This window comes from Paenibacillus sp. FSL R5-0378, from assembly GCF_038009285.1.
GTDB lineage: Bacteria > Bacillota > Bacilli > Paenibacillales > Paenibacillaceae > Paenibacillus_AQ > Paenibacillus_AQ favisporus.
The window spans coordinates 408,344-430,741 of record NZ_JBBPAY010000001.1; the positions used below are offsets into that span (position 1 = coordinate 408,344).

Genomic DNA, 22,398 nt, shown 5'->3' on the forward strand with positions numbered 1-22,398 from the left:
CCATACTAGTTAAGCCAAAGCCCTCCAACCGCCTTACATGCAGGCCGGATGGAGGGTTTTTTTCTTGTCATCGATTCCAGCCGTGCTGCGAGAGCAGCCTTTACGACGGATTCGATCCAATCCGAAACGAGATGCTCCGAAGGTCCGACCGCTGCATCCAGCGCTCAAAAGCCTGCACGGCGGCCTCCGCCACCTGAATATCCTGCTCGCTCGTCCCTCCGCTGACCCCGATGCCCCCAATGATGAAATCGCCTGCTTTTAACGGGATTCCTCCCCCCAGGATGACCACCCTGCCCTGATTCGTCGTATTGATCCCGAAGGATGGCTGCCCGGGCTGAGCCGTTCTGGTCAGATTCGAGGTCGGCATCTGCAGGGCCACGCTGGTCCAGGCTTTGTTCTGGGCGATATCGATGCCCCCGATCCGGGCATGGTCCATCCGGTGAAAGGCGACCAGGTTCGCGCCGTCGTCCACGATGGCGATGTCCTCTGCAAGCCCCATTTCCTTAGCTTTTTTCTCGGCTGCTTCGAGCAGCATTTTGGCAAGATCCAGCATCATTTTCATGATCAGGCTACCTCCAGCTTCAATGTTCTTTCCCCATTGTATGGCCGCCAGCCCATAAGCGTGTTATTGGACGGAGAACGCTGTGAATTTGCCTGCAATGTGCAACATTTGGCATGACCGCCTCGTCAGGAACTATGAAGAGCAAGCATCATTTACCAATTGCATGCACGGTGAAACATTCCGATCCGCACTCGCAAGAACGCCATATAGAGGAGGAAAATGACAGATGAACAAAATTTACAAAGTATTGGCAACCGCATCAATTTTCGCTCTGGCAGCCGTTCCGGTTGCGGCCAGCGCCCAGGAAGTTCCGCCCGCAGCCGCTCAAAGCGGACAAGGCCAGGTTCAAAATGAGGCCAAAGTGGTTCCTGCCACATGGGGACAAATCACGAACTTCGTGAACGACAAGACCGGCAAATCCGTTACGGTTACGGGACGGGGGCTGGCTCCAAGCGATCAAAGCCAGATCGCCCTGGCCATCACGCCGGAGACCAAAATCGTCGATGCCCGCGGGAAAAGCGTTCCCCTGAAAACCGTGATCGATGAGAAAAAAGTCGTGAAGGCGTTCTACGGTCCGAATATTACGAAAAGCCTTCCGGCCCGCGGCACGGCGCTGACGCTTGTCGTTCAGGACAAGAGCTTTACAGCCATTGACGGTACCGTAACGGAAGTGAGAGAGAACGGCATCCTGGTCAAAGGAACCGATATTTACACCTCTAATGAGGACACGATTCTTCTGCACCTGGCCGATAAAGCCACCATCCTCAGCCAGGACGGCAAGGCGCTGACCAGCGGCGACATTAAAGAGGGAACGAGCATCCGCGCTTTCTATGGTCCTGAAGTGGCCATGAGCCTGCCGCCTCAAGCCGGAACGAATTATGTGATCGTGAACACGGAAGACACCGGGAGCGGTGAATCCGGCAAAACGGATCAGGAACTCAAAGCCGGCACAGACGGCATCGTCACCAATACGGCGGACGGCAAAGTGACGGTCGTCGGCAAGGCGCATGACAAGGGCGGCGTCAACTACGTCATCCTCTCCGTCGATGACAAAACCCAAATCGTCGACGAAGACGGCAAGGCGCTGACCAAGGATGCCCTGAAGGCGGATATCCGCGTGGACGCTTACTACAGCGATATCATGACGATGATTTATCCGGCCCAAACGCATGCCGGCAAAATCGTGGTGAAGAAAGCGGAAACGGTCAAAATTGAAGGTACCGTTAAAGCATCAGACCGCGCTTCAGCCGATCAGGTCTATGTAAACGTAGGGTCCGATGATTCCACCGACAACGACGTCATTCTGAACATCTCGAAAGATACGCCGGTCATCCCTACGATGGGCGGCGATACCAAGCTTCTCCCGGGCACCAAAATTATCGCCTATCATTCTCCGATCATGACCAAATCGATTCCCGGCATCACGAGTGCCGAAGCGATCATTGTGACGTCGGACGCCGATACGGTACAGCCTAAGTAATATCAACGTATACGCAGCTTGCATAAAAGCGCCCAAACCCTGCCGATTCTCCTGAAGAATCGGCAGGGTTTTTTGGGAGATAAGAATGTTATACCTTAGGGCTGCCGGATTCACGGGCGGGACCCGTTCATCCGATAATTGGCGAGCCTCGGACGATCTTGAAGCCCTTGCCGGATCGTCCACTGCGCCTTCATCTCTTTCGCTTTCTCCCGGCTAGCGCGACCGTCATCGGAATGATCAGCATCGTGTAGAATCCGAGCACCGTCATGCTGAGGATAAAAGCGCTCGTGTAGCTGCGCGCATTCGACTGCGATACGCCGTCCGCCACCAGTCTCTCGGCACCCCCGGCAGCGGAAGCGGTAACCTTGCATGCGCCGGGAGCCGCCTGTGCCTGACCGGCCGCTGCCGGGAAGCAATCGCGCAGCCTGGCCAGCGCCGTCTGCCCCTGCTCCTCCGACAAGGCGTAGGATGTCAGATGCTGCCGCAGCTCAAGCTCGGTCCGCGCCTCCGCCTGATTGGCATAATGGCTTAATGAGCTCATCCAGACAATGCCGATGAGGCCGATACCGATGGCAGAGGCGAGCTGCATCCCCGTCGTCAAAATGCCGGAGCCCGACCCGATATCCTGCTTCTCTACCTTGGACAGCACCACATTGGTCAGCGGCGCGGCGATAAAGCCTTGGCCTATGCCCAGCAGGACCAGAGCCGGCAGCCAGAACCATACATTCGGCGACCATCCGGTGGCCCAGATCGTCAGCGCGACCGCGAAATAGCCGACGGTGGTCAGCACCGAACCGACCGTAAGGACGTGGGCTCCAATTTTGCCCGCCAGCTTCGGGGACAACAGCGAGGCCAGAAAATACCCGATGCCCATGGGCAGGATGATCAATCCGGATTTCAGGGCACTGAATCCATGCCCCATTTGCAGCAAATAGGCCGTGATCAGAAAGAAGGCGGCTTGAGCGGTCATCATGAGAAAGATCACGGCCAGGCCCAAGCTGAATGCTTTCTGTCCGAACAGCCTCACGTTCATAAACGGCCGGCGCCCTTTGGCAAGCAGCCTACGCTGCGTCCATACGAATACGGCGAGGACAGGGCCGGACAGAATCAGGCTGATGACGAGCAGCGCCGGCCACCCCTCCTTCTGCCCCTGGACCAGCGGATACACGAGGAGGAGCAGTCCTGCCGCCGCCACGGCCGCACCGAACCAGTCCATCCGCGAGCGGTCCGAATCCCTCGATTCCGGAACGAACGGAGCCATCGCCAGGATGATCAATCCGATCGGGACGCTGAAGAAAAAGACCAGCCGCCAGTCGAGATGCCACGGATTCCAGCCGAGCAGCAAACCGCCGATCAGCTGGCCGGTCGAAGCGGCCAATCCCTGGGCTGCACCATACAGCCCGAAGATCATTCCCCTCTTCTCCGGCGGGTACTGCGCCTGAATAAGGGACAGCACCTGCGGCGATATCAGCGCCGCACTAAAGCCTTGAAGCACGCGGATGGCCGTAAGCACACCGACACTGCCCGAAATGCCGCATAACAAGGATGTTAATGTAAAGCCGGCCACGCCGATCAGGAGCATCTTCCGCCGTCCGTACCGGTCGCCCAGCCGCCCGCCGATAATCAAGGCCACGGCATAGGACAAGGTGTAGGCCGAAACGACGAACTGTACGCCGTAGAAATCGGCGTGAAGCCCCCGCTGAATCGAAGGGGTTGCCACATTGATGATAAAAATGTTCGCTACGGCCATAAATACGGACAGCAGCATCACCGCCAGCATTAAACGCGGCCTCTGGCGCGGCTCAGCCGCCGCCTGCGCAAGAGGCGCGGGAATGGAATTGACCGGTTGGTTCATCGCTTGCTTCATCCTCCTCTGGCGGATCCGGATATTTGACAGCAGCCGGAATCAGCCATTAAAATAAATGAGACAGATCTGTCTCGTTTGATAATCGTATGATACAGACAGATCTGTCTCATGTCAACAGCGAATTTACCTTATTTTAGGAACAGGTGATTAGAATGACCAAGAAGGAATCCGCCAAAGAACGGATACTGAAGGTGGCGTCCGATTTATTTTATAGCGAAGGCGTGCGTGCCGTGGGGATCGACCGGATCATTGAGGAATCGGGGGTCGCAAAGGCCAGCTTTTACCGCAACTTTCCGACCAAGGACCATTTGGTCGTGGCCTATTTGGAGCTGCATTCCAAGACCAGGATGGAAGCATATGAAGAAATAAAGCGGCAGTTCTCCGATTCGCCAAAGGAACAGCTCTACGCCCTCCTGGAGGAATTGGTTGAACGAATGAAGAGTTCCAAGTTCCGCGGCTGTCCTTTTATGAACGCCATCGTCGAGTTTCCGGATGAGGACCATCCCGGACACCAGGCAGCCATGACACACCGCTCCTCCCTTTGGAAAAATGTTGAGGATATTGCCCGCCGGGCCGGCGCCCGCGACCCGGTTCAGCTCACTTACCAGCTTCAGCTGCTGAAGGAAGGCGCCATGATGAGTGCCTACATGGATAAGGGGTATTACCATGCCGAGTATTTTCTGAACGCCTGCCAAGTGCTGATCAACCGGCAGTTTGATGAGCCCACTCCGTCCCGCCGGATAACCGAATAACATGGCGCCGCGGGCAGCAAACATGCGGGCAAGACCGAGGGCACTCTTCGTGCTTATTCCCGGCCTTGCCCGTTTTCATGCCTTACGACTTCGCTATCGCAAGCAGGTGGGAAGTGACGCCCACATACTCCCGGAAGGAGCGGATCCGTTCCTGCTCGAAACGGAACACGATTACCAGCTCATTCGTGTACGGCATTTCGTTAAAGATCCCCTCCGCTTGAAAGATAACGATCCCGGTATCCTCCTGCTCTACGCAGATGACCGGCGTTAGTTTGGCACTCATGCTTGCCCGTTCAAGCTCGACCAATTCCCGGAACCTCCCGGTTCCCCTCTGCTCTCCTTGCCATTCCTCAAAAGGGATCGGGACGATAAAACCAAAATCAGAGGTCACCAGCGCTTCAAACGCCCCCGTATCCCCTTCCTCAATCGCCCGGCGAAATGCATGAAACGCCTGCAGACTGCGCTCGTTTCCCTTTTCCATTGGTTCCATACAGCATCCTCCTCTATAGGGTTGATTATGCCTTTCCAAATCTTATGAACTCATTATATCGTTTAAACACGACAGGTACTGTCTTGTTTTTGTGATACACTTGAGAAAAAAATGAAAGGACGGGACGCCGATGTATAAATCCCAGCGGTTGATCCGGCTTATCATGCTCGTCAATGCTAAGAAAAACTTCACTCTCCGCGAGCTTGCGGATGAGCTGGGCGTGTCCCAGCGGACCATATCCAGGGACCTCATCGAGCTTGGCGAGCTGGGCATCCCCGTGTACTCCGTCCAAGGACGGGGCGGCGGTTTCCGCCTGTTAAACGAGCGGCTGCTGCCCGCGATCGCTTTTACCGAAAGCGAAGCGACCGCCTTGTTCTTCGCCTCCCAATCGCTGGCTTATTTTGGCTCCGTCCCGTTCGGTAAAGCGGCCGCTTCCGCCCTCGACAAGTTCTATCACTATCTCCCGCCGGACCTGAAAGAGAGAATCAGCCGCTTAACCGGTAAAATGGCGATTTGGAGCCCCCGGCGCAGCATGTCTGCCGAGTGTCTGGAAGTGCTGCTGCAGGCGGTTATGATTCGCAGCGCCGCAACCATTGTCTATCAATCCGGCACATCCGCGGACGAAAGAGTCATTCAGCCGATCGGCCTCTACTCGGACCAAGGATACTGGTACTGCCCTGCCTACTGCTTTACCCGTAAAGCTTATCGCCTGTTCCGGGCGGACCGTATCCGCTCAGCCGTGCTGAATGAAGAGGTCTGCTGCCTTGACGAGGTTGATGAGAAAACGGTGTTTAACTGGAATGAGGAGGAATTGAAGAAGGCGCCGAAGACCGACTTCATCGTCCGACTGACTCCGGAAGGCGTCCGAATGCTGGAGGGGAACGGCCGGCTTCAGCCTCATATCGAATGCGAGCCCGATGGCAGCGGCAGGATCGGCATATCCATTCCCCGGAAGGACGTGGCGTTCTTTGCCGATATGGTCTGGATGTTGGGGCCCGAAGCGGTCATTATAGAGCCTCCCGAAGCCCGGGAATGGGTTAACGGCCGGCTGGCCGCCATGCAGCGGCAGTACGCGGAGAGCATTCCGGAATCTGAATCCAGGCAGGTAACGGACATACCAAAAAGCCAGGCCCCTTAAGGACCTGGCTGTAGTTTATCCCATTAATTACTTTGGTACTGTAAAGTGGTGCCGTATAAGTATTTCTGGACCCACGTGCAAGTTATAATACTACAGCCGGAAGTATAAGTCTATATTTTTGGCGGATTTTTTCTATACTTAGACTTATTCTTTCACAGGGAGGGTCTAAGATGTTGAACCAAAGCGAAGCCGATGAAAGGCGTTATGCCGAAGCGATGACAGACAAGCTGGGACAGGCGCTGGAAGACATCCGCGGGAAAATATCCGCTTCCTACCGCGACGTCATCGAGGCGAAAAAATATATGTGGGAAAACATTTCCCAGCTGGATCCCGCGGAGCGGGCCGCGAACAAGGTCGACATCTCGCTTCAGATCGACTCGGGTGAGAAAGCGATCGACAAGGAGCGGAAGCTGCACAAGCTGTACCAGTCTCCTTATTTCGGCAGGGTAGACTTTCGGGAAAATGGCCTAAAAGAAGCCGATGCCTATTATATCGGGATTCATTCCTTTGCCGGGTCGGACGGGCATACGAATCTGATTTATGACTGGCGCTCGCCGGTCGCCAGCATGTTTTACGATTTCGGCGTCGGGCCTGCCTATTTCCTAGCTCCGCTGGGGCGGATCGAGGGCGAGCTGACGGTGAAGCGGCAGTACAAAATCAGGGACGGCCGCATGGAATATATGATCGAAAGCTCGATCAACATCGACGACGACGTCCTTCAGAAGGAGCTCAGCAGCACATCGGACGAAAAGATGAAAAACATCGTCGCCACGATTCAAAAGGAGCAGAACGTCATCATCCGCAATGAAACCTCCGATGAGCTCATCATTCAAGGCGTGGCCGGTTCCGGAAAAACGTCGGTCGCCCTGCACCGTATCGCCTTCCTGCTGTACCGCTACAAGGAGACGCTGACGTCAAGAAACGTGCTGATCATCTCGCCGAACAACGTGTTCTCCGATTATATTTCGAGCGTTCTGCCTGAGCTTGGTGAAGAAAATATGATGGAAATGCGCCTCGAGGAGCTGGCGGAAGCGGAGCTCAAAGGGATCGCCGGCTTCCAGACGTTCTACGAGCAGGTCACCGTGTTGATGGACCAAGAAGACCCGGGCATGGTCGAACGCATCCGGTTTAAGGCGACTGCCGACTTCATCCGGAAGCTGGATGAGTTTATCGCTTATGCAGAGCAGCAATATTTTGCGCCGGAGGATGTGCAGGTCGACGGACTGCAGATTTCTGCCGCAGAGCTGCGAGCCATCTATGACGGCACCCGCCGGATGCCCGTACAGTCCAGGCTCGAGCGGGCCGCAAACCAGGCGGCGGCAAACCTCAGGGACGAGGATGGACAGAGGTTGTCCGCACCCCGGATTCGCAAAATCAAGGCGGCCGTTAAAAAAATGTTCCGTGCCTCCACCCTGCTGGCGCTGTACAAGGATTTTTACGACTGGCTGGGCAGACCGGATCTGCTTCGCATGGCAGGGCCGAAGAAGCTGGAATATTCGGATGTCTTTCCCCTCGTCTACCTTAAAATGTACTGGGAAGGAACGGCGCCATTTGATTTCGTCAAGCATCTGATCGTCGACGAAATGCAGGACTACACGCCCATCCAGTACGCCGTCCTATCCAAACTGTTCAACTGCCGCAAGACGATCCTCGGCGATGCCGGCCAATCCGTCAATCCCTACTCCTCTTCTTCGCTTACAGAGATCAAAAAGGTGTTCCCGAACGCGGATACGGTAGAGCTGTTAAAGAGCTACCGGTCCACCTATGAAATAACGACCTTTGCCCAGCAGCTCAAAGACAACAGCAGCGTCGTACCCATTGAACGGCACGGCGAGCTGCCGCGGATGGTTGCCTGCGCAGACGGGGAGGAGGAAATGGAGCGCATCCGGTCTGTCCTCCGAGAATTTGTGCATTCCGAGTCGCGTTCCATGGGGATCGTCTGCAAAACGAAAGCTCAGGCAGACGAGGTCTATCAAAGCCTGAGGGATGCGTTTGACAACCTGTATCTGCTGGATTTCGAAAGCGAGGAGTTCCGCGAGGGCATCATCGTCACGTCCGCCCATCTGGCGAAAGGCCTGGAGTTCGATGAGGTGATCGTTCCTTTCGTGAACAGCGAAGTCTACCGGAACGAGATGGACCGATCGCTGCTCTATATCGCCTGCACCCGGGCGATGCATAAGCTGACGCTGACGCACAGCGGGGAACGGACGACGTTATTAAAAGAGCCCGGGGAGCTTTAGCCCCCGGGCTCTTCCTTTTTATCCAAGATAAGATTCCAGCATCCAGACGTGCTTGTCGAGGTCCGCCTGCATCCCGATCAGCATATCTGCCGTCGGATGGTCGCCGGCGTCTTCCGCCAAACGGATCCCGTCCTGCAGTTCCTTGCTGACTACAGCGAAGTCATGGATAAGCGACTGCACCATACCGCGCGCATCCTCTTTTCCCGTGGCTTCCGTTACCGTGCCGATTTCAAGATATTCTTTGATCGTCGCGGCCGGTCTTCCCTTGATCGTCAGGAGGCGTTCGGCGATGTCGTCCGCTTTTTGCGTAATGTCGTTGTACAGCTCTTCGAACTTCGCGTGGAGCGTGAAGAACTGTTCCCCTTTTACGTACCAATGGTAGTTATGGATTTTAACGTAAAGAATGCTGAAGTTCGCCACCTGCTGATTCAATACCTGTTCCAGCGTGATTGTCGTGTTTGCCATTTGTCATCCATCCCTTCTTTATATGTAATGGACCGCCTTAGGCGATCCGGCTGACTAAGAAGCTTTTGCGGCGGCCGTTCGTTACGGCTGCTTGGCGTCTTCTACGGGGACAACGGTAATGTCATCCACGTTCGATTCGCAGTGCGGGCAATAATGGCGGAGCTCGACTTCGTGGCCGCAGGCGGTATGCTTCAGGCTTTTATAGCATTTATCCAGGTGCTTCTCTCCCCACAGGATAAAAGCATGAAAGATCATTTCCATATCCCGTCCGCTTTCCGTCAATTCATACTCATACCGCGGAGGATGCGCGGAGTACAGGTTGGATACGATCAGCCCATCCTCCTCCAGCTGTCTGAGCCGCTCGGATAACACATTCGCAGAGATCGTCGCCAGCCCCTGTTTGATCTCGTTGAACGTTTTTTTACCGACCAAAATTTCATGTATGATCATCAAAGACCATCGATCGCCAACGATGTTCAATGTTTGCGCAATGTTGCAATCCAGGTTGTAAATATTCTTCGGCATATCCATGACCCCCCGTGTCTCTTTGCCTTAAATGTGGTACTGCCTTCTAATCCTACAGTGCCACAAATGACCGCTTCACGCAAACCGGCCCCCGCTCGGCTCCCGTCAGAATCCTTCCAGTACGACCTTGCCCACCGTACGGCCGGTCTCCAGCAGAGCATGGGCCTTGCGAAGATTGGCGGCATTGATTGGTGTCAGCGTCTCGCTTGTAGTGGTCCGGATGACGCCCTCGTCCACGAGGCGTGCGACTTCGTCCAGCAGCTTGTGCTGCTCGATCATATCCGGCGTTTGGTACGTGGAACGGGTAAACATGAGCTCCCATACGAACGTGACGCTTTTATTCTTGAGCAGGGTCAGGTTGAGCAGTTCATCCGTCTCCACGATCGAGCAGATCTTGCCTTGCGGCGCGATCGCTTCCGCCATGTTCGCCCAATGCTTCTCCGTGCTGTTCAAGCAGAGGATGTAATCGACCTGCTCGATGCCGACCGCCTTAAGCTGCGGCAGGAACGCTTCAAAATGGTTGATGACGTGGTCCGCCCCCAGCCCTTTCACCCAATCGGCCGATTCCGGGCGGGAAGCCGTGCCGATGACCGTCAGGCCGGAATATTTGGAGAGCTGTGTCGCAATCGATCCGACCCCGCCGGCTGCTCCGATAATCAGGATGGTTTTGCCGGTGTTGTCCGCCTGGTTCTTGGAGACTCCAAGCCGGTCGTACAAGCTTTCCCAGGCTGTAATGGTCGTTAACGGCAGCGCCGCCGCTTGTGCAAAATCCAGCGTCGATGGCTTCTTGCCTACAATGCGTTCGTCCACCAGATGAAATTCGCTGTTGCCGCCAGGACGCGTAATGCTGCCGGCATAGTACACTTCATCGCCCGGCTTAAACAACGTCACATCCGGACCTACCTGCTCGACGACGCCCGCGACGTCCCATCCAAGCACTTTCGGTACGCTTTCCACGCGGTCTTTAGGCGAACGGACTTTATAATCGACAGGATTCACCGAGATGGCTTGGACTTTCACCAGCAAATCCTTGCCTGTTGGCACCGGCTTTTCCAGCTCGACGTCAATCAGGCTTTCTTGATGATCAATCGGTAAATACTTATACAGGCCTACGGCTTTCATCGTCTCTTTTACTTTCGTCATGGTTGTTCTCTCCCTTATACATGTGATTTATGGTGTTAAATCTTAAGTGGCGCTGTGTCCGTCAATATGTAAGCGATGAGCTCGTAGAAGAGCTCACTGGATCGCGCCGAGCAAGTCGTTAATCGTCTCCGCCATCGACGGATGCGTAAAAATGGTATCGCGGAGTACGGAGTACGGCTGCCCGGACTGCATGAACACGGACACGATGTTCACAACCTCGCTGGACTCCGCACCGAACATGGTGAACCCGAGCAGACGGTCCGTTTCGGCGTCGACGACCGCCTTCAGCAGACCTTCGGTCTGTTTCAGCTGGCGTGCCCTCGTCGATGCGGTAACAGGTAATTTTGCCGTTTTCACAGTGTGCCCCCGCTTCAGCGCCTCTTGTTCCGTATACCCGACTTGGGCCAGCGGAGGATCGATAAACACGGAGTAAGGAACGAATCGCCGGTCGCCGGTCGTACGCGTCCGGTCGCCGAACAATTGATTCTTGAGAATCCGGTAGTCGTCCAGCGAAATGTACGTAAACTGCGGACCGCCGTTCACGTCGCCGATCGCCCAGATATGCGGCACAGTGGTCTGAAGCGTCTCGTCGACCCGGACGAAACCTCGCCCCGTCACTTCAACGCCTGCGGCTTCAAGATTCAGCCCGTCCGTATTGGCCTGTCTTCCGGTGGCGACCAGTACGGCATCCGCTTGGAATGTGTCCTCACCGTCAGGCGTGGACAGCAGCAGCTGAACGGATTCCCCTTGTTCCGCAATCCGGGACACCTTGGTCTGCAGCCGGAAGCGGATGCCCTTGGCCTCCAGCACCTTTTTGACCTCTTCGGCAATTTCCCGGTCCTCTCTCGGCATAAATACGCCGCCATTCTCAAGAACAGTCACCTCTGAGCCGAAGCCTGCATAGATGGAGGCGAATTCCAGACCGATATAGCCGCCGCCGATGATGGCCAACCGGGAAGGCAGCTTCGCCAAGTCCAGCATTTCCGTGCTCGTATAGACATGAGCTCCGTCAATCCCGGGAATGTCGGGAAGGACCGGCTTTGCCCCCGTGTTGATGAAAATCCGCTCGGCCTCGGCGAGAATGCTCCCAGCTTCCGTTTCCACCCGAACCTCGTGCGGGGATTGGAACGAAGCCGTCCCGGTCAATACCGTGATCCCCGGATGGCTGTTCAGGTTATTGAAGTTCTTGCCGCGCAGCAGGGTAACCAGCTCATCTTTCTCCTGAAGGGCGCGCGCATACTTCGCCTGCCGGGACTCCGGACCGTTCCCTTCCTCCTGCGAAACGATATGCGACTGATAGGCCAGCGCCTTTGTGGGAATGCAGCCGATATTGATGCAGGTTCCGCCATACATCAGAGGTGACTTTTCCACGACGGCGACTTTCAATCCCTGCTCGGCCAGAAAGGGGGCCAACGTTTTTCCGCCTTTGCCAAAGCCGATAATTAACGCATCGAACGTTTCCTTGATCATCGGATGATCCATCCCTTCTCGAATGAAGCTCTTACTTGTTTTTTTCGCGTCATGATCTGCTTTGCTGAGCGCTCACCAGTTGTGCTCGTTTCTATGTAAGTCATAATACAATACTTAGTTAGTTTTTACAACCCACTAATTTAAAAAAACTTTCTTTTTGGCTTTTGGAACCCATTCGTTCCCTTAACGAAGGGCCGGTTGATCAACGGTTCCCGGCTGTTCACTGCAGCAAAAAAAGACAGCCGATCCTCATGGCGGCTGCCTTCCTTGAACTGCTTTATCTGCTGCTTCCCATCGTTATATTTGCCGGGTTTCGTTCCCGCCATTACAATTTCGTGATCATCCACGTTACACCGAACCGGTCAATGACCTCACCATAATAAGCGCCCCATGGCTGAAGGGCAAAAGGATACTTGCTTTCTCCGCCCTCACTCAGCTTGGCATAGGCCGCTCTGGCTTCCGCCTCATCGGTATATGTTAAAGAAAGGCTGACGCTGCGGTTATACGAAACCGGTTCAAACGCGTCGGACAGCATCAACGGATTCGTTCCCGCCACCGTTACCGCCAAGTGCATCACTTTATCCTTCATCGCCTCAGGCGCTCCGGGCGCGTCTCCGTATGTACTGACAAACTGGATTTCTCCGCCGAGGGCCTCGATATAGTAATTCGCCTGGCTTCTTGCATCCACCGACATCAGATAAGCGTTCATTTGTGCTCCCATATTGTTCAACAACCTTTCACCTGTTTTTTGTCTTTACATTAATTCGACGAATGCATGTCGGCGAAATCGACACGGAAGCAAAAAAATATTCAAAAAATTTTTTAATACAAAAAAAGAGCTGCTTCCACGGTCATCTTCGCCCCGTTCGAGCAGCCCTTCAATTATAGTTAACCATCTGATTTATTTTTAAGGTTGAATGGATGCACCGGTCGCATACCATTTGCCGGATTTGAGTTGCAGTGTCAGCCGGACCGGCTCCCTGAACCCGAAATGCTCACCGGTATACTGCTGGGTCACATAAGCCAGAGATACGCCGAAGAAATGCAGCGGAAAGACGAAGCCGATGTCGTGAACGGCGGGGTCATACGCATAATCCTTGTCCGTCATGCCTCGCTGGACCGGATGGATGTCATGATAGACAGCCTCATCCATGTATTCGGTATAGCCCGGATCCCCGCTCATGGCTGCCACCAATATCCGTTTCGTATCATGGGCGATCCAAGCCCCAAATCCGATGTACGCAGCCACAAAAGCGATGATCAGCGATAACGCTAGCCTTTTCCCCTTCATGTCGGTCCCCCCTTGGTTATTCCAGGTTCCGCAGTTCTGAAGTACTCCCTGCTAGTGAACGAGCCGCGTAATCTGCTTCTTTTTCCATGAGAAGCGGTAGTAGCTGTACACCAGAATGAAGCTGGCAATGAACGCCGCCGGATACCCGATCCAAATGCCTTCGATGTCAAGGCTTGTGTGGTACGAGAGCACATAGGCCACAGGGACCTCTACGCACCAGATCGACACGATGTTGAAGACCGTCGGCCACAGCACCGTGCCGCTGGACCGCATCGTCGCCCCGTAAATTTGCGTATGGCCGAAGATAAGGTAGCTCCACAGCGTGATCATGAGCAGCCGGTGGGCGATGTCCAGCGTATCGCCGCTCGTAATGAACCAGGACAAAATATGCTCCGAAAACAGGTACACCGGGATAATGATGATGGCCCCAATGATATAGTTGAGCATAATGCCCACGCGGATGACCTGTTTCAGCCGGTCCAGCTGACCGGCCCCGATCGACTGCGCTCCCAGCACCGATACGGTCATGCCCAGGCTGATCGCCGGCATCTGGACGTAGCTCGCCACCTGGTTCCCCGCGCCGTAGGCCGCAGTTGCGTCGGACCCGAACCGGTTGACGAAAATAATGACCGCTATCTCGGACAGCGACACCAGAATCATGCTGATACTGGACGGAATGCCGAGACGAAGCAGCAGCTTCAGCATTTCCCGGTCCATCCTCAGGTGCCTCCGCACCGAAGCGTCGAACTGCAGCGGGTGCTTCTTCCAGCGAAGATACCAGAGCATCGCGATAAAGGTCACGATCGTGGAGACGAGATTCGCGTAAGCCGCGCCGTACAGGCCGAGCTTGGGCAGCCCGATCCAGCCGAAGATCAGCACGGGCAGCAGAATCAGGTTCAGCGCCGTACTGACGATCAGAAAATAAAACGGCGTTTTCGAATCGCCCGTTCCGCGCATAAATGTCGTATAGACTGCATACAGGAACAAAAACGGCAGGCTCCAGAACATGATGCGGGCATAATGTACGGAAATGTCGATGATGTTGGACGGGGTTCCGATCAGAAGCAAAATGTCCTCGGTAAAGATGCCCCCCAGCACCGCCAGGACGATGCCGAGGATGACCGTGAAGGTCAGCGTCGTGCCGACGACCGCCTTAAGCTTCTCCTCGTTGCGGGCACCGTAAGCCTGGCCGATCAGAATGGCACTGCCCGAGCCGATCCCGATCACAAAGGATATGACCAGAAAAAATAACGGGAAAAACGCGGATATCGCTGCCAGTGCCTCAACCCCGATCCAGCGCCCCACGACGATGCTGCCGACCAGCTGGCCGACGGACTGCAGGGCGTTGCTCAGAATAAGGGGGATAAGGAAGGCGATCATGGCCCGCAGTACCGTATCCTTCTTCTCGGGAGCACCCGGCCCCGGCCTCTCGGATGGCACGGCACCGGAGGCGCCTTTTAAACCTTGCTCGGTAGAACTCATGTAAAACCATCTCCTTTAATGATCATCCATTTGAAAGGTTTCCGCATGCTCATTCAATATCCCATGTCCTTGAGCAGGCGGGACAAAATGCGGAACCGCTCACCCAGCAGCTCGCCGTCTTCGTTCAGCGCTTGGGCAAACAGCTTGATATCCTCGTCGATCATCGGATTGTCCGTGCATACCGCCACTTCCATGGCGTCCCCCTGCACCCCTACCCGGTCGATGGTCGCCTCTTCCGGGTCATACAGCTTGGGATAGCGGTACGCCTCGCTGAAGTAAGCGCTGCTGCGCAGGATCAGAATGGCCAGATCCAGCACCCGATGCATCGGAAGCTCTTCGGATTGGCGCGACCACTTCTCGCCGGTATAACGCCATACCTTGGCGGAAATGTCCACCTTTCCGCGCTCGTTCCACTGGGCAAGGCCCAGGGACAATCCCTTGGCATCCGTGCTGTACGCCTTTCTGCCGTCGATGTTTTCGTAATTCTCGGAAACGATGACCGGTTTATGTTTTAACGTTGTTGGGATCCTCATGGTTAGATCATCTCCACATTTTCTAATTTATCTTTCCAGATGTCGCGCAGGAGCTCCAGGTCCTCCGTATAGTCGGTTTTGGACTCATCCTTGTCGTAGGCGAGCGTGTCCACAACCTTCACTTCAAACTGGCTCTCCCCGTATTCGTTCCATTCCCGCTGCAGCTCCTTGCATTTGTGCAGGCCAGATTTCAACATAAACTGATGCCGGTTCAGCATGCTCTTCATATCTTGCGTAAAACCCAGATAGATGCGTCCGGAAGGGACACACTTGAGCATATATACGCCCATTTGGGGTTTCATTTCTTTGTATTGGGCGATCAGCTCTGCCCTGCGGCTTTTATCCATCCGATTCATCTCACTTTCCCGATTAATATTTAGTAATTTACTAAATCAGTAATTTACTAAATAACTAGATCATTTATATTACAGATATTGTATCCTGTCAAGGAATTTGGAAAACCTTAGGGATGGAATATCGGCATCCGCCCTTTTGCGATAGGGAAATTGCATTGCATTCAAATGCAGAAAAAAAGCACCCGGCCGTTAGCCAGGTGCCTCAGAGAATCGGCGCAGCCTCGCGCCTTCCTATTTATTTTCCAGCTTCGCCTGCTCCACCCGCTGCTGCGCCGCCGTATAGGTGTCGATCAGCTTTTGGACGCCGAGGCCGTTGATTTCCTCCACATATTTATCCCACTCGCTTAATTTCCGCGTGCCCAGGACGAACTTGGAGAAATTCTCTTCGCGGTATTTCTTCACAGCCTGCCCGGTCACCGACAGCACCTCGTTCTCCGCGTCGGTAAAGGCCGGTTTCGGCTGCATCGCCGGCGGATCGTATTTGGCCGCTTCCTCATAGGCCTTCTTCAAATCGTCCGAGAACAGCGACAGGTGCGCGTTAAAGTCGATCCACGTGTACGTGCCGCTCGTCTGCAGACCGGTCTGCTTCCGCATTTCCGTCACGTCGGTATACTCCGGCTTAAATTTCTTTTCCCCGTTTTCCACCGTATAAGTCTCGCCTTCCTTGCCCCAGCTGCTTAAGTTTCGCCCATCTTCACTGTAGAAAAAGTCCATGTACTTCATAATTTCGTCTTTATGCTTGGAGCTCGAGGCAACGGTCAGACCGCCCTCAAGATAGTGGAAATACGGATTCAGCTGTTTCATGCCCGGCAGTCCGGCCGGCGGCGCCATGAACTGCAGGCTGTACTCCGGATTATCCTTGCGCATCGCGTTGTTGAAGAAGTCGACGCGGCTGATGTAATCGATTGTCACAAAGGATTGGCCCGTGGACATGACGTCCTGCCACTGCTTCGTCTGGATCGACAGGAAATCCGGCGGAATCAGCCCTTCCTCGTAGAAGGTATGCCACATCTCCACCATTTTCTTGTAGTTGTCCTCGGTCGGTCCGAACTTCCACTTGTTGTCGTCAAAATCGTAATACACGTCCGTGCCCGTATCGAAGTTGGTCGTCAGGTTGGCGTACATCTCATCCGGAATTTGCCCGAAGCGCATCGACAGCGGATAGCTGTCCGGGTACAGCTGCTTCAGCTTTTTCAGTACCTGGTGCAGCTCCTCATAAGTCTTAGGCGGCTGCAGTCCGTTTTTCTTGAACACATCCTCGCGGTACAGCCAGATCATCCGGTTCGTCTCCCCAAAGCCCTGGTTCGGGAACATATACATTTTGCCGTCCGCAGACAGCGCGGCCTTGGCTTCCTCCGGATACTGCTCCATCCACTTTTTCAGGTTCGGCATTTGGTCGACATGGTCCAAAATGTTTTCCAGCGCGCCCTGGTCCCCGTATTTGTTGGAGTCCCTGCGGCTCGACATATACATGAGGTCCGGGAGATTGGCCGAGGCCATGACGAGGTTCAGCGTGTCGCTCAGCTTGCCCGAAGGCGTCTGCACGTTCAGCGTGACCCCGGTTTTCTCCTGAATCCACTTCCAGATCGGCCAATCCTTGCTGTACGGGAAGGTCGCATTGTTGTCAAGGAGAGCCGTTAAGGTGACCGTCTCCTTCTGTCCCCCGGTTCCGGCATTTGGTGTCGTACTCGTCTCTTCCTTCTTCCCGCTGGTGCATCCGGCTGCGGCAATGACGATCAGCAGTGCGGCCAGCAGCGCTGAAGCGATCTTTCTTTTCTTCATTCGTTTCGCCCCTTTGATCAAAATTGGAACATCACAGTTATCCCTTCACCGCGCCGATCATCGATCCTTTCACAAAATATTTCTGGACGAACGGATATATGATCAGGATCGGAATGGTGGATACCATGATCGTCGCAAACTTCAGCGAATCCTCGACCACCATGTTGTCCCCGCCGATCTGCGTCACCTGCCCGGAGCTGACGCTTCCGGCAAGCACCAGATTGCGGAGGATGACCTGAAGCGGGAACAGGTCGGGATTGCGTAAATACAGCAGCGGATTCATGAAGTTATTCCAGATGCCTACCGCATAGAACAATGAAATCGTAGCAAACACCGGCTTGGATAACGGCACGATGATGCGGAAGAAGATGCCGATGTCGTTCAGCCCGTCGATCCGCCCCGATTCCTCCAGCTCCTTCGGAATGCCGCTGAAGAACGTCCGCATCAGAATGAGATTCCACGTGCTGACCGCTCCCGGGAGCACCATGCCCCAGATCGTATCGACCAGCCCGAGCGAGCGGACCACCAGAAACGTCGGGATCATGCCCCCGCTGAAGAACATCGTAAACACGATCAATAGCGTAAAGCCCTTGTGAAACGTCATGTCGCTGCGGGACAGCGCATAAGCGCCCATGGACGTAATGATCATCGCAATCGCCGTGCCCAGCACGGTGTAGATGATCGTGTTCCGGTAGGCCGACCAAATTTTTGGGTCTCCCAGCACCAGATCGTACATCCGGAGATTAAAGCCTTTCGGCCACAGCGTGACCTCTCCCTTCATGACGTACACGTCCCCGCTGAGCGAAACCGCAAGCATGTAAACGAACGGATACAGCGTCACGGCGGCGACACCGAGCAGAATCAGCGTATTGACGATGGTAAACAGGCTGATCCTGCGGCGGCCGCGCACCTCCCCTGCACTTACCATAGGCTGGTTCCCCCCAGTCTGCGGCTGATAAAGTTGGCCGAAAAAATAAAGATGAAGCTGATGACCCCCATGAACAGATCGATGGAAGAGGCATAGCTGAAGTTCCCCTGCTCCATCCCGACCCGGTACACATAGGTGCTGATGATGTCCGCCGTATCGTAAATGGCCGGGTTATACATCAGAAATATTTTCTCGAAGCCGATCTCAAGCACCTTCCCGATATCGAGGATCAGGATGATCATGATGGTTGGGGCAATGCCGGGCAGCGTCACATGCCACAGCTTCCGCCACCGGTTCGCCCCGTCGATGCTGGCCGCTTCATACAGCTGCGGATCGACCGCAGTCAGCGCCGCCAGGAAAATGATCGTCTCCCATCCGATGTGCTGCCAGATTTCCGACAGGACATAGACCGGCCGGAACCATCCCGGCTCCATCATGAAGTTGACCGGCTTGCCGCCAAGCGCGGTAATCAGCTCATTGATGATCCCCCCATTCGGGGACAGGAACATGATCACCATGCTGGCCACGATGACGTTGGAAATGAAATGCGGAAGATAGCTGACGGTCTGCACCCATTTTTTGAACACGGCATTCCGGACTTCGTTCAGCAGCAGGGCCAGAATGATGGGCGCCGGGAAGCCGAAGACCAGCTTGTAAACGCCGAGCAGCACCGTGTTTTTCATCAGCACCCAGAAATCCGGGTTCTCGAAAAACATCCGGTAATACTTGAAGCCCACCCACTCGCTCGCCCAAATGCCCTTGAACACGTTGTAGTTTTTGAATGTAATCACGAGGCCGAACATCGGTGCATACTTAAAAATCGCGTAATACAGCAGGCACGGGAGAAACAGCAGCCATAAGTATTTGCTTCGTCTCCAGGCCCGCTTCAGCCTGCTCTGCATGGTCATGCCGCTGCGGCGTTTTACGTTCAGGCCCGGCAGGCCTGCTTCAACGATTCCCGACACTTCCGATTGTGCTTGTTTCACCCACATGCGCACCTCCCTCTTTGGTCATGGGCCGTGAAACCCTGTACCCGAATCATACTTGAACGCTTCTCCATAAATAAATCTGCACGTTTGTGAGGATATCCCCTTTTTCCGGGGTCAGCCGGAAGATTGTAGAGATACCCGAAAAGGTGAATATTGTTTGAACGCGAAAATAAATCTTATGATATACATAGATTGAACTAAAGAAAGGAATGTTCTAGACCTCTATTGGGCCGTTATAACAGGAAGTTCAATGCAAAACTTTAGTTCAATCTATATAGGTAACAGAGCGCACATTGCCGGAGGTGTTCAAGAGATGTCACTCATGCTGACGAAAAAACTGGGGTATACGACGCTTTTCACAAAATTGCTGCTTGGATTTCTGGCCGTCATCTTGCTTCTTGCCGCCTTCAACCTGGTTTCCTTCTTCTATTTAAAACGCCAGATCCACCAGGAGATCGTCAAGTACAACGAGCTGAGCATTAATCACGCGGTGGAGGGCTATGAGGATCATTTTCGGCTGACCCGGGAAATGGTGCTCGGTCTGAACCAGAACAGCCTCTGGGCGACCCACATCAATTTGCTCCGGCATGCGAGAGTCAACAAGGCTTACGGCTACGTCAACGACGTCATTGCCGAGATGAAGCAGCTGTACACGAATCCCTTCCTTTATATTGACAACCTCATCATTGACTTCCGCAGCGACGCCTACGTCATTGAGAAGGACGGGACAAGCGGCGCAAAAGCGATGTTTAGCACGTATTACATTAGCCCTTCCTACCCGCCGGAGTTTTGGGACCGACAGTTTGACGAATCGTACGCCTACCGCGTGTTTCCGGCTGCCGCCTTTACCGAGAACACGGCGGGCCACACCGTGTCCAAAGGCGTGCTGATGCCCATGATCATTAAAATGATGCCTTACCGCGACATGTACTTCATCGTCATGATCGATGCCCAAAAGCTGACGCAGGACCTGCATGTGTCGATCAGCGACCAGTTTTATATTTTGAATGCTGACGGGCAGCCGCTCTACCAGACGTCGGCCGACATCAATTCGGGTCTCGTCACTTCGTTTGACCCGGGCCGTTCCTATATGCAAACGAAGGATTACTATTATTTTTATAAAAAGGGGGCCGGCACGGGCTTCACCTATGTCAGCCGGGTTCCGGTCCAGAGCATTTCCGGCCAGCTCCTCAATCTGAACCTGATCCTGCTGTCGCTGCTCGCCATCGTCGGCGTCCTGATCGTGCTCACCTTCCTGTTCAGCCGACGCATGCACCAGCCGATTCGGCTCATCGTCGACGAACTGAAGGGCTACGAGACCGACACCGGCAGCGGCACGGATAACGAGCCCGTTCGCGAAATCGAGCTGATCACGCGAAAGATGCACCACATGCGCATCTCCCACCAAAGCATTTCGCGCGATCTGGCACGCAAAAACTCCATGCTCCGGCATTACGCCTACACCAACAAGCTGAAGAACATCCATATGAACCTGAAGGAGATCCAGGAGCTGACCGATACGAGCCTGCCTTACGTGGTGGTGGTCTACCAGGTGCTGTTTAAGGATGCCTTCGAGCATTATCAGCAGAAAACGGGTAAAGGCTCTTATTACCTCCGCGTGTACGTCGACAATGTATGGCGTCAGGCTTTTCCCGATGCCGTCACGATCCAGACCGAGCCCCATCAGATCCTGACGCTGCTGTTCCTGCCCGATCCGGAAGCGGATCTCACCCCATACATGCAGCGGCTGCTGCAGGTGTTCTCCGTGGACCGCGACAGCTATCTCGTCACGATGGCCCATGGAGCCGTTCAGCCGGCGGGGGCGGACTTCACGGCTGCGTATGAGCAGGTCCAGGAGGTGCTGAAGCTGCGCCGCCTGGTGGATGAAACGCAGTGGATTCGGCCGGACGCCCCTGACGGCGGAGCGCGAGGCGAGCGCTACCTCAAAGCGATGTGGGAGCAGGAGTTCCAGACCCGCCTGATGAGCGGCAGTGAGGAAGGCATGCAGGAGTGGGTCCGGCGCAGCCTGGACCAGCTCGAGAAGAAGCAGGCGGTGGCCAGCGACTACCGGCAGTTCGCCAAAGATGTGGCGGGCGAGCTGGATAAAGCGCTGCGCCAGCTTCCCGCGGCCGCATCGGCCGATGCCGGCGGCCGCCCGGCGCTCGAGGAGACCCGGCGCTTCTACTGCCGGGCGCAGTACGAGCGCTGGTTCGCTGACCTGCTGCACCCTGTGCTGCAGGGCATCCGGCGCAAGACGGAAGAGCATGATCCGATCACATCGTTCGTGACGGAGTATATGTGCACGCATCTGGACGAGGACATCAACCTCGACATGATGGCCGACAAGCTGAACATTACGTCCGGTTATCTGTCGACGTACTTCAAGGAGAAGACGGGCGTCAATTTCAGCGACTATCTGAACGACCTGCGCATCCGGACCGCCAAGGAGCTGCTGCAGAACCTGGATCTGCGCATCCAGGACGTGGCGGCCCGGGTCGGCTACCGCAATGTGAACTCGTTCATCCGCATGTTCAAGCGCCATGCGGGGATTACGCCTGGGGAGTATCGGCGCAAATATGCATCGTAGGGGGGAGTGATGGCGGGCAGGCGTCCGGTACTTCGGGTGCTCGAGTCGACGCTTCGTTGGCATTGATGCTTGCTGATGCTTCGTGGTACCTCGGCGCTCGAGTGGACGCTCCGTTGGCATTGATGCTTCATGTTACTTCGGGTGCTCGTGTGGACGCTCCGTTGGCATAATGCTTGCTGATGCTTCGTGGTTCTTGGCGCTCGAGTGACGCTCCGTGTACGGATCGTTCTTCCGATCGCTGTTGTCTTTGGATTTCTTGACCGGAAACATACCAAGGGTGAAATCCAAAGACAAAGGCGACCGCTTCGCTTCTCCAGA

At 54.9% G+C, this 22,398-nt stretch carries 20 protein-coding genes; 5 read left to right on the plus strand and 15 right to left on the minus strand.

Annotated elements, in window-relative coordinates; translation table 11 throughout:
- Window positions 1-100 precede the first annotated feature (100 nt).
- On the minus strand, window positions 101-565 hold the full coding sequence (locus MKY74_RS01860; RefSeq protein WP_076172650.1) for a GlcG/HbpS family heme-binding protein: 465 nt from the start codon (window positions 563-565) through the stop codon (window positions 101-103).
- Between the two features lie 223 nt (window positions 566-788).
- Between MKY74_RS01860 and MKY74_RS01865 the strand changes: the two genes are divergently transcribed.
- Complete coding sequence (locus MKY74_RS01865) at window positions 789-2,042, plus strand: peptidase (protein WP_076172647.1); 1,254 nt, start codon at window positions 789-791, stop codon at window positions 2,040-2,042.
- 190 nt (window positions 2,043-2,232) lie between these two features.
- Here MKY74_RS01865 and MKY74_RS01870 read toward each other — a convergent pair whose 3' ends face one another.
- Complete coding sequence (locus tag MKY74_RS01870; protein ID WP_076172644.1) at window positions 2,233-3,897, minus strand: MFS transporter; 1,665 nt, start codon at window positions 3,895-3,897, stop codon at window positions 2,233-2,235.
- Between the two features lie 164 nt (window positions 3,898-4,061).
- Between MKY74_RS01870 and MKY74_RS01875 the strand changes: the two genes are divergently transcribed.
- A complete protein-coding gene (locus MKY74_RS01875) occupies window positions 4,062-4,661 on the plus strand; it encodes a TetR/AcrR family transcriptional regulator (protein WP_076172642.1) in 600 nt (199 codons plus the stop codon).
- 82 nt (window positions 4,662-4,743) lie between these two features.
- Here MKY74_RS01875 and MKY74_RS01880 read toward each other — a convergent pair whose 3' ends face one another.
- Window positions 4,744-5,151 carry a nuclear transport factor 2 family protein gene (locus MKY74_RS01880; protein ID WP_244169320.1) on the minus strand — a complete coding sequence of 136 codons (408 nt, stop codon included), beginning with the start codon at window positions 5,149-5,151 and terminating at the stop codon, window positions 4,744-4,746.
- A gap of 130 nt (window positions 5,152-5,281) precedes the next feature.
- Here MKY74_RS01880 and MKY74_RS01885 point away from each other — a divergent pair, with 130 nt between their 5' ends.
- Entirely contained in the window at window positions 5,282-6,289 is a 1,008-nt protein-coding gene (locus MKY74_RS01885) for a helix-turn-helix transcriptional regulator (protein ID WP_076172639.1), read from the plus strand.
- Window positions 6,290-6,459: 170 nt separating this feature from the next.
- Complete coding sequence (locus MKY74_RS01890) at window positions 6,460-8,529, plus strand: HelD family protein (protein ID WP_076172636.1); 2,070 nt, start codon at window positions 6,460-6,462, stop codon at window positions 8,527-8,529.
- An 18-nt stretch (window positions 8,530-8,547) separates the two neighbouring features.
- Here the strand turns inward: MKY74_RS01890 and MKY74_RS01895 are convergent, their stop codons facing one another.
- The 12 genes from MKY74_RS01895 to MKY74_RS01950 all read right to left on the minus strand — a co-directional run bounded on the left by MKY74_RS01895 (window position 8,548) and on the right by MKY74_RS01950 (window position 19,412).
- Entirely contained in the window at window positions 8,548-8,994 is a 447-nt protein-coding gene (locus MKY74_RS01895; protein WP_076172633.1) for a Dps family protein, read from the minus strand.
- A gap of 81 nt (window positions 8,995-9,075) precedes the next feature.
- Window positions 9,076-9,519, minus strand: a complete 444-nt coding sequence (locus MKY74_RS01900; RefSeq protein WP_076172945.1) for a winged helix-turn-helix transcriptional regulator — start codon at window positions 9,517-9,519, stop codon at window positions 9,076-9,078.
- 105 nt (window positions 9,520-9,624) lie between these two features.
- On the minus strand, window positions 9,625-10,662 hold the full coding sequence (locus MKY74_RS01905; RefSeq protein ID WP_076172631.1) for a zinc-binding alcohol dehydrogenase family protein: 1,038 nt from the start codon (window positions 10,660-10,662) through the stop codon (window positions 9,625-9,627).
- Window positions 10,663-10,755: 93 nt separating this feature from the next.
- Window positions 10,756-12,132 (minus strand): FAD-dependent oxidoreductase, encoded by a 1,377-nt coding sequence (locus tag MKY74_RS01910; protein WP_076172944.1) that lies wholly within the window; start codon window positions 12,130-12,132, stop codon window positions 10,756-10,758.
- Window positions 12,133-12,457: 325 nt separating this feature from the next.
- Entirely contained in the window at window positions 12,458-12,853 is a 396-nt protein-coding gene (locus tag MKY74_RS01915) for a VOC family protein (protein WP_076172943.1), read from the minus strand.
- A gap of 186 nt (window positions 12,854-13,039) precedes the next feature.
- Window positions 13,040-13,423 carry a hypothetical protein gene (locus MKY74_RS01920; RefSeq protein WP_076172626.1) on the minus strand — a complete coding sequence of 128 codons (384 nt, stop codon included), beginning with the start codon at window positions 13,421-13,423 and terminating at the stop codon, window positions 13,040-13,042.
- A gap of 51 nt (window positions 13,424-13,474) precedes the next feature.
- Complete coding sequence (locus MKY74_RS01925) at window positions 13,475-14,803, minus strand: MATE family efflux transporter (protein WP_244169330.1); 1,329 nt, start codon at window positions 14,801-14,803, stop codon at window positions 13,475-13,477.
- 155 nt (window positions 14,804-14,958) lie between these two features.
- The gene (locus MKY74_RS01930; protein ID WP_076172624.1) at window positions 14,959-15,438 is read right to left on the minus strand and encodes a DUF6530 family protein; all 480 of its coding nucleotides are present in this window, start codon (window positions 15,436-15,438) and stop codon (window positions 14,959-14,961) included.
- Between the two features lie 2 nt (window positions 15,439-15,440).
- Complete coding sequence (locus MKY74_RS01935; protein ID WP_076172621.1) at window positions 15,441-15,785, minus strand: GIY-YIG nuclease family protein; 345 nt, start codon at window positions 15,783-15,785, stop codon at window positions 15,441-15,443.
- Between the two features lie 240 nt (window positions 15,786-16,025).
- Window positions 16,026-17,576, minus strand: a complete 1,551-nt coding sequence (locus MKY74_RS01940; RefSeq protein ID WP_076172618.1) for an extracellular solute-binding protein — start codon at window positions 17,574-17,576, stop codon at window positions 16,026-16,028.
- 37 nt (window positions 17,577-17,613) lie between these two features.
- Window positions 17,614-18,504 (minus strand): carbohydrate ABC transporter permease, encoded by an 891-nt coding sequence (locus MKY74_RS01945; RefSeq protein WP_076172615.1) that lies wholly within the window; start codon window positions 18,502-18,504, stop codon window positions 17,614-17,616.
- Complete coding sequence (locus MKY74_RS01950) at window positions 18,498-19,412, minus strand: ABC transporter permease (protein WP_144025463.1); 915 nt, start codon at window positions 19,410-19,412, stop codon at window positions 18,498-18,500. The genes MKY74_RS01945 and MKY74_RS01950 overlap by 7 nt, the downstream gene beginning before the upstream one ends.
- 403 nt (window positions 19,413-19,815) lie before the next feature.
- On the opposite strand from MKY74_RS01950, the gene MKY74_RS01955 reads away from it, so the two are divergent.
- A complete protein-coding gene (locus MKY74_RS01955) occupies window positions 19,816-22,080 on the plus strand; it encodes a helix-turn-helix domain-containing protein (RefSeq protein WP_076172612.1) in 2,265 nt (754 codons plus the stop codon).
- Window positions 22,081-22,398: the final 318 nt, after the last annotated feature.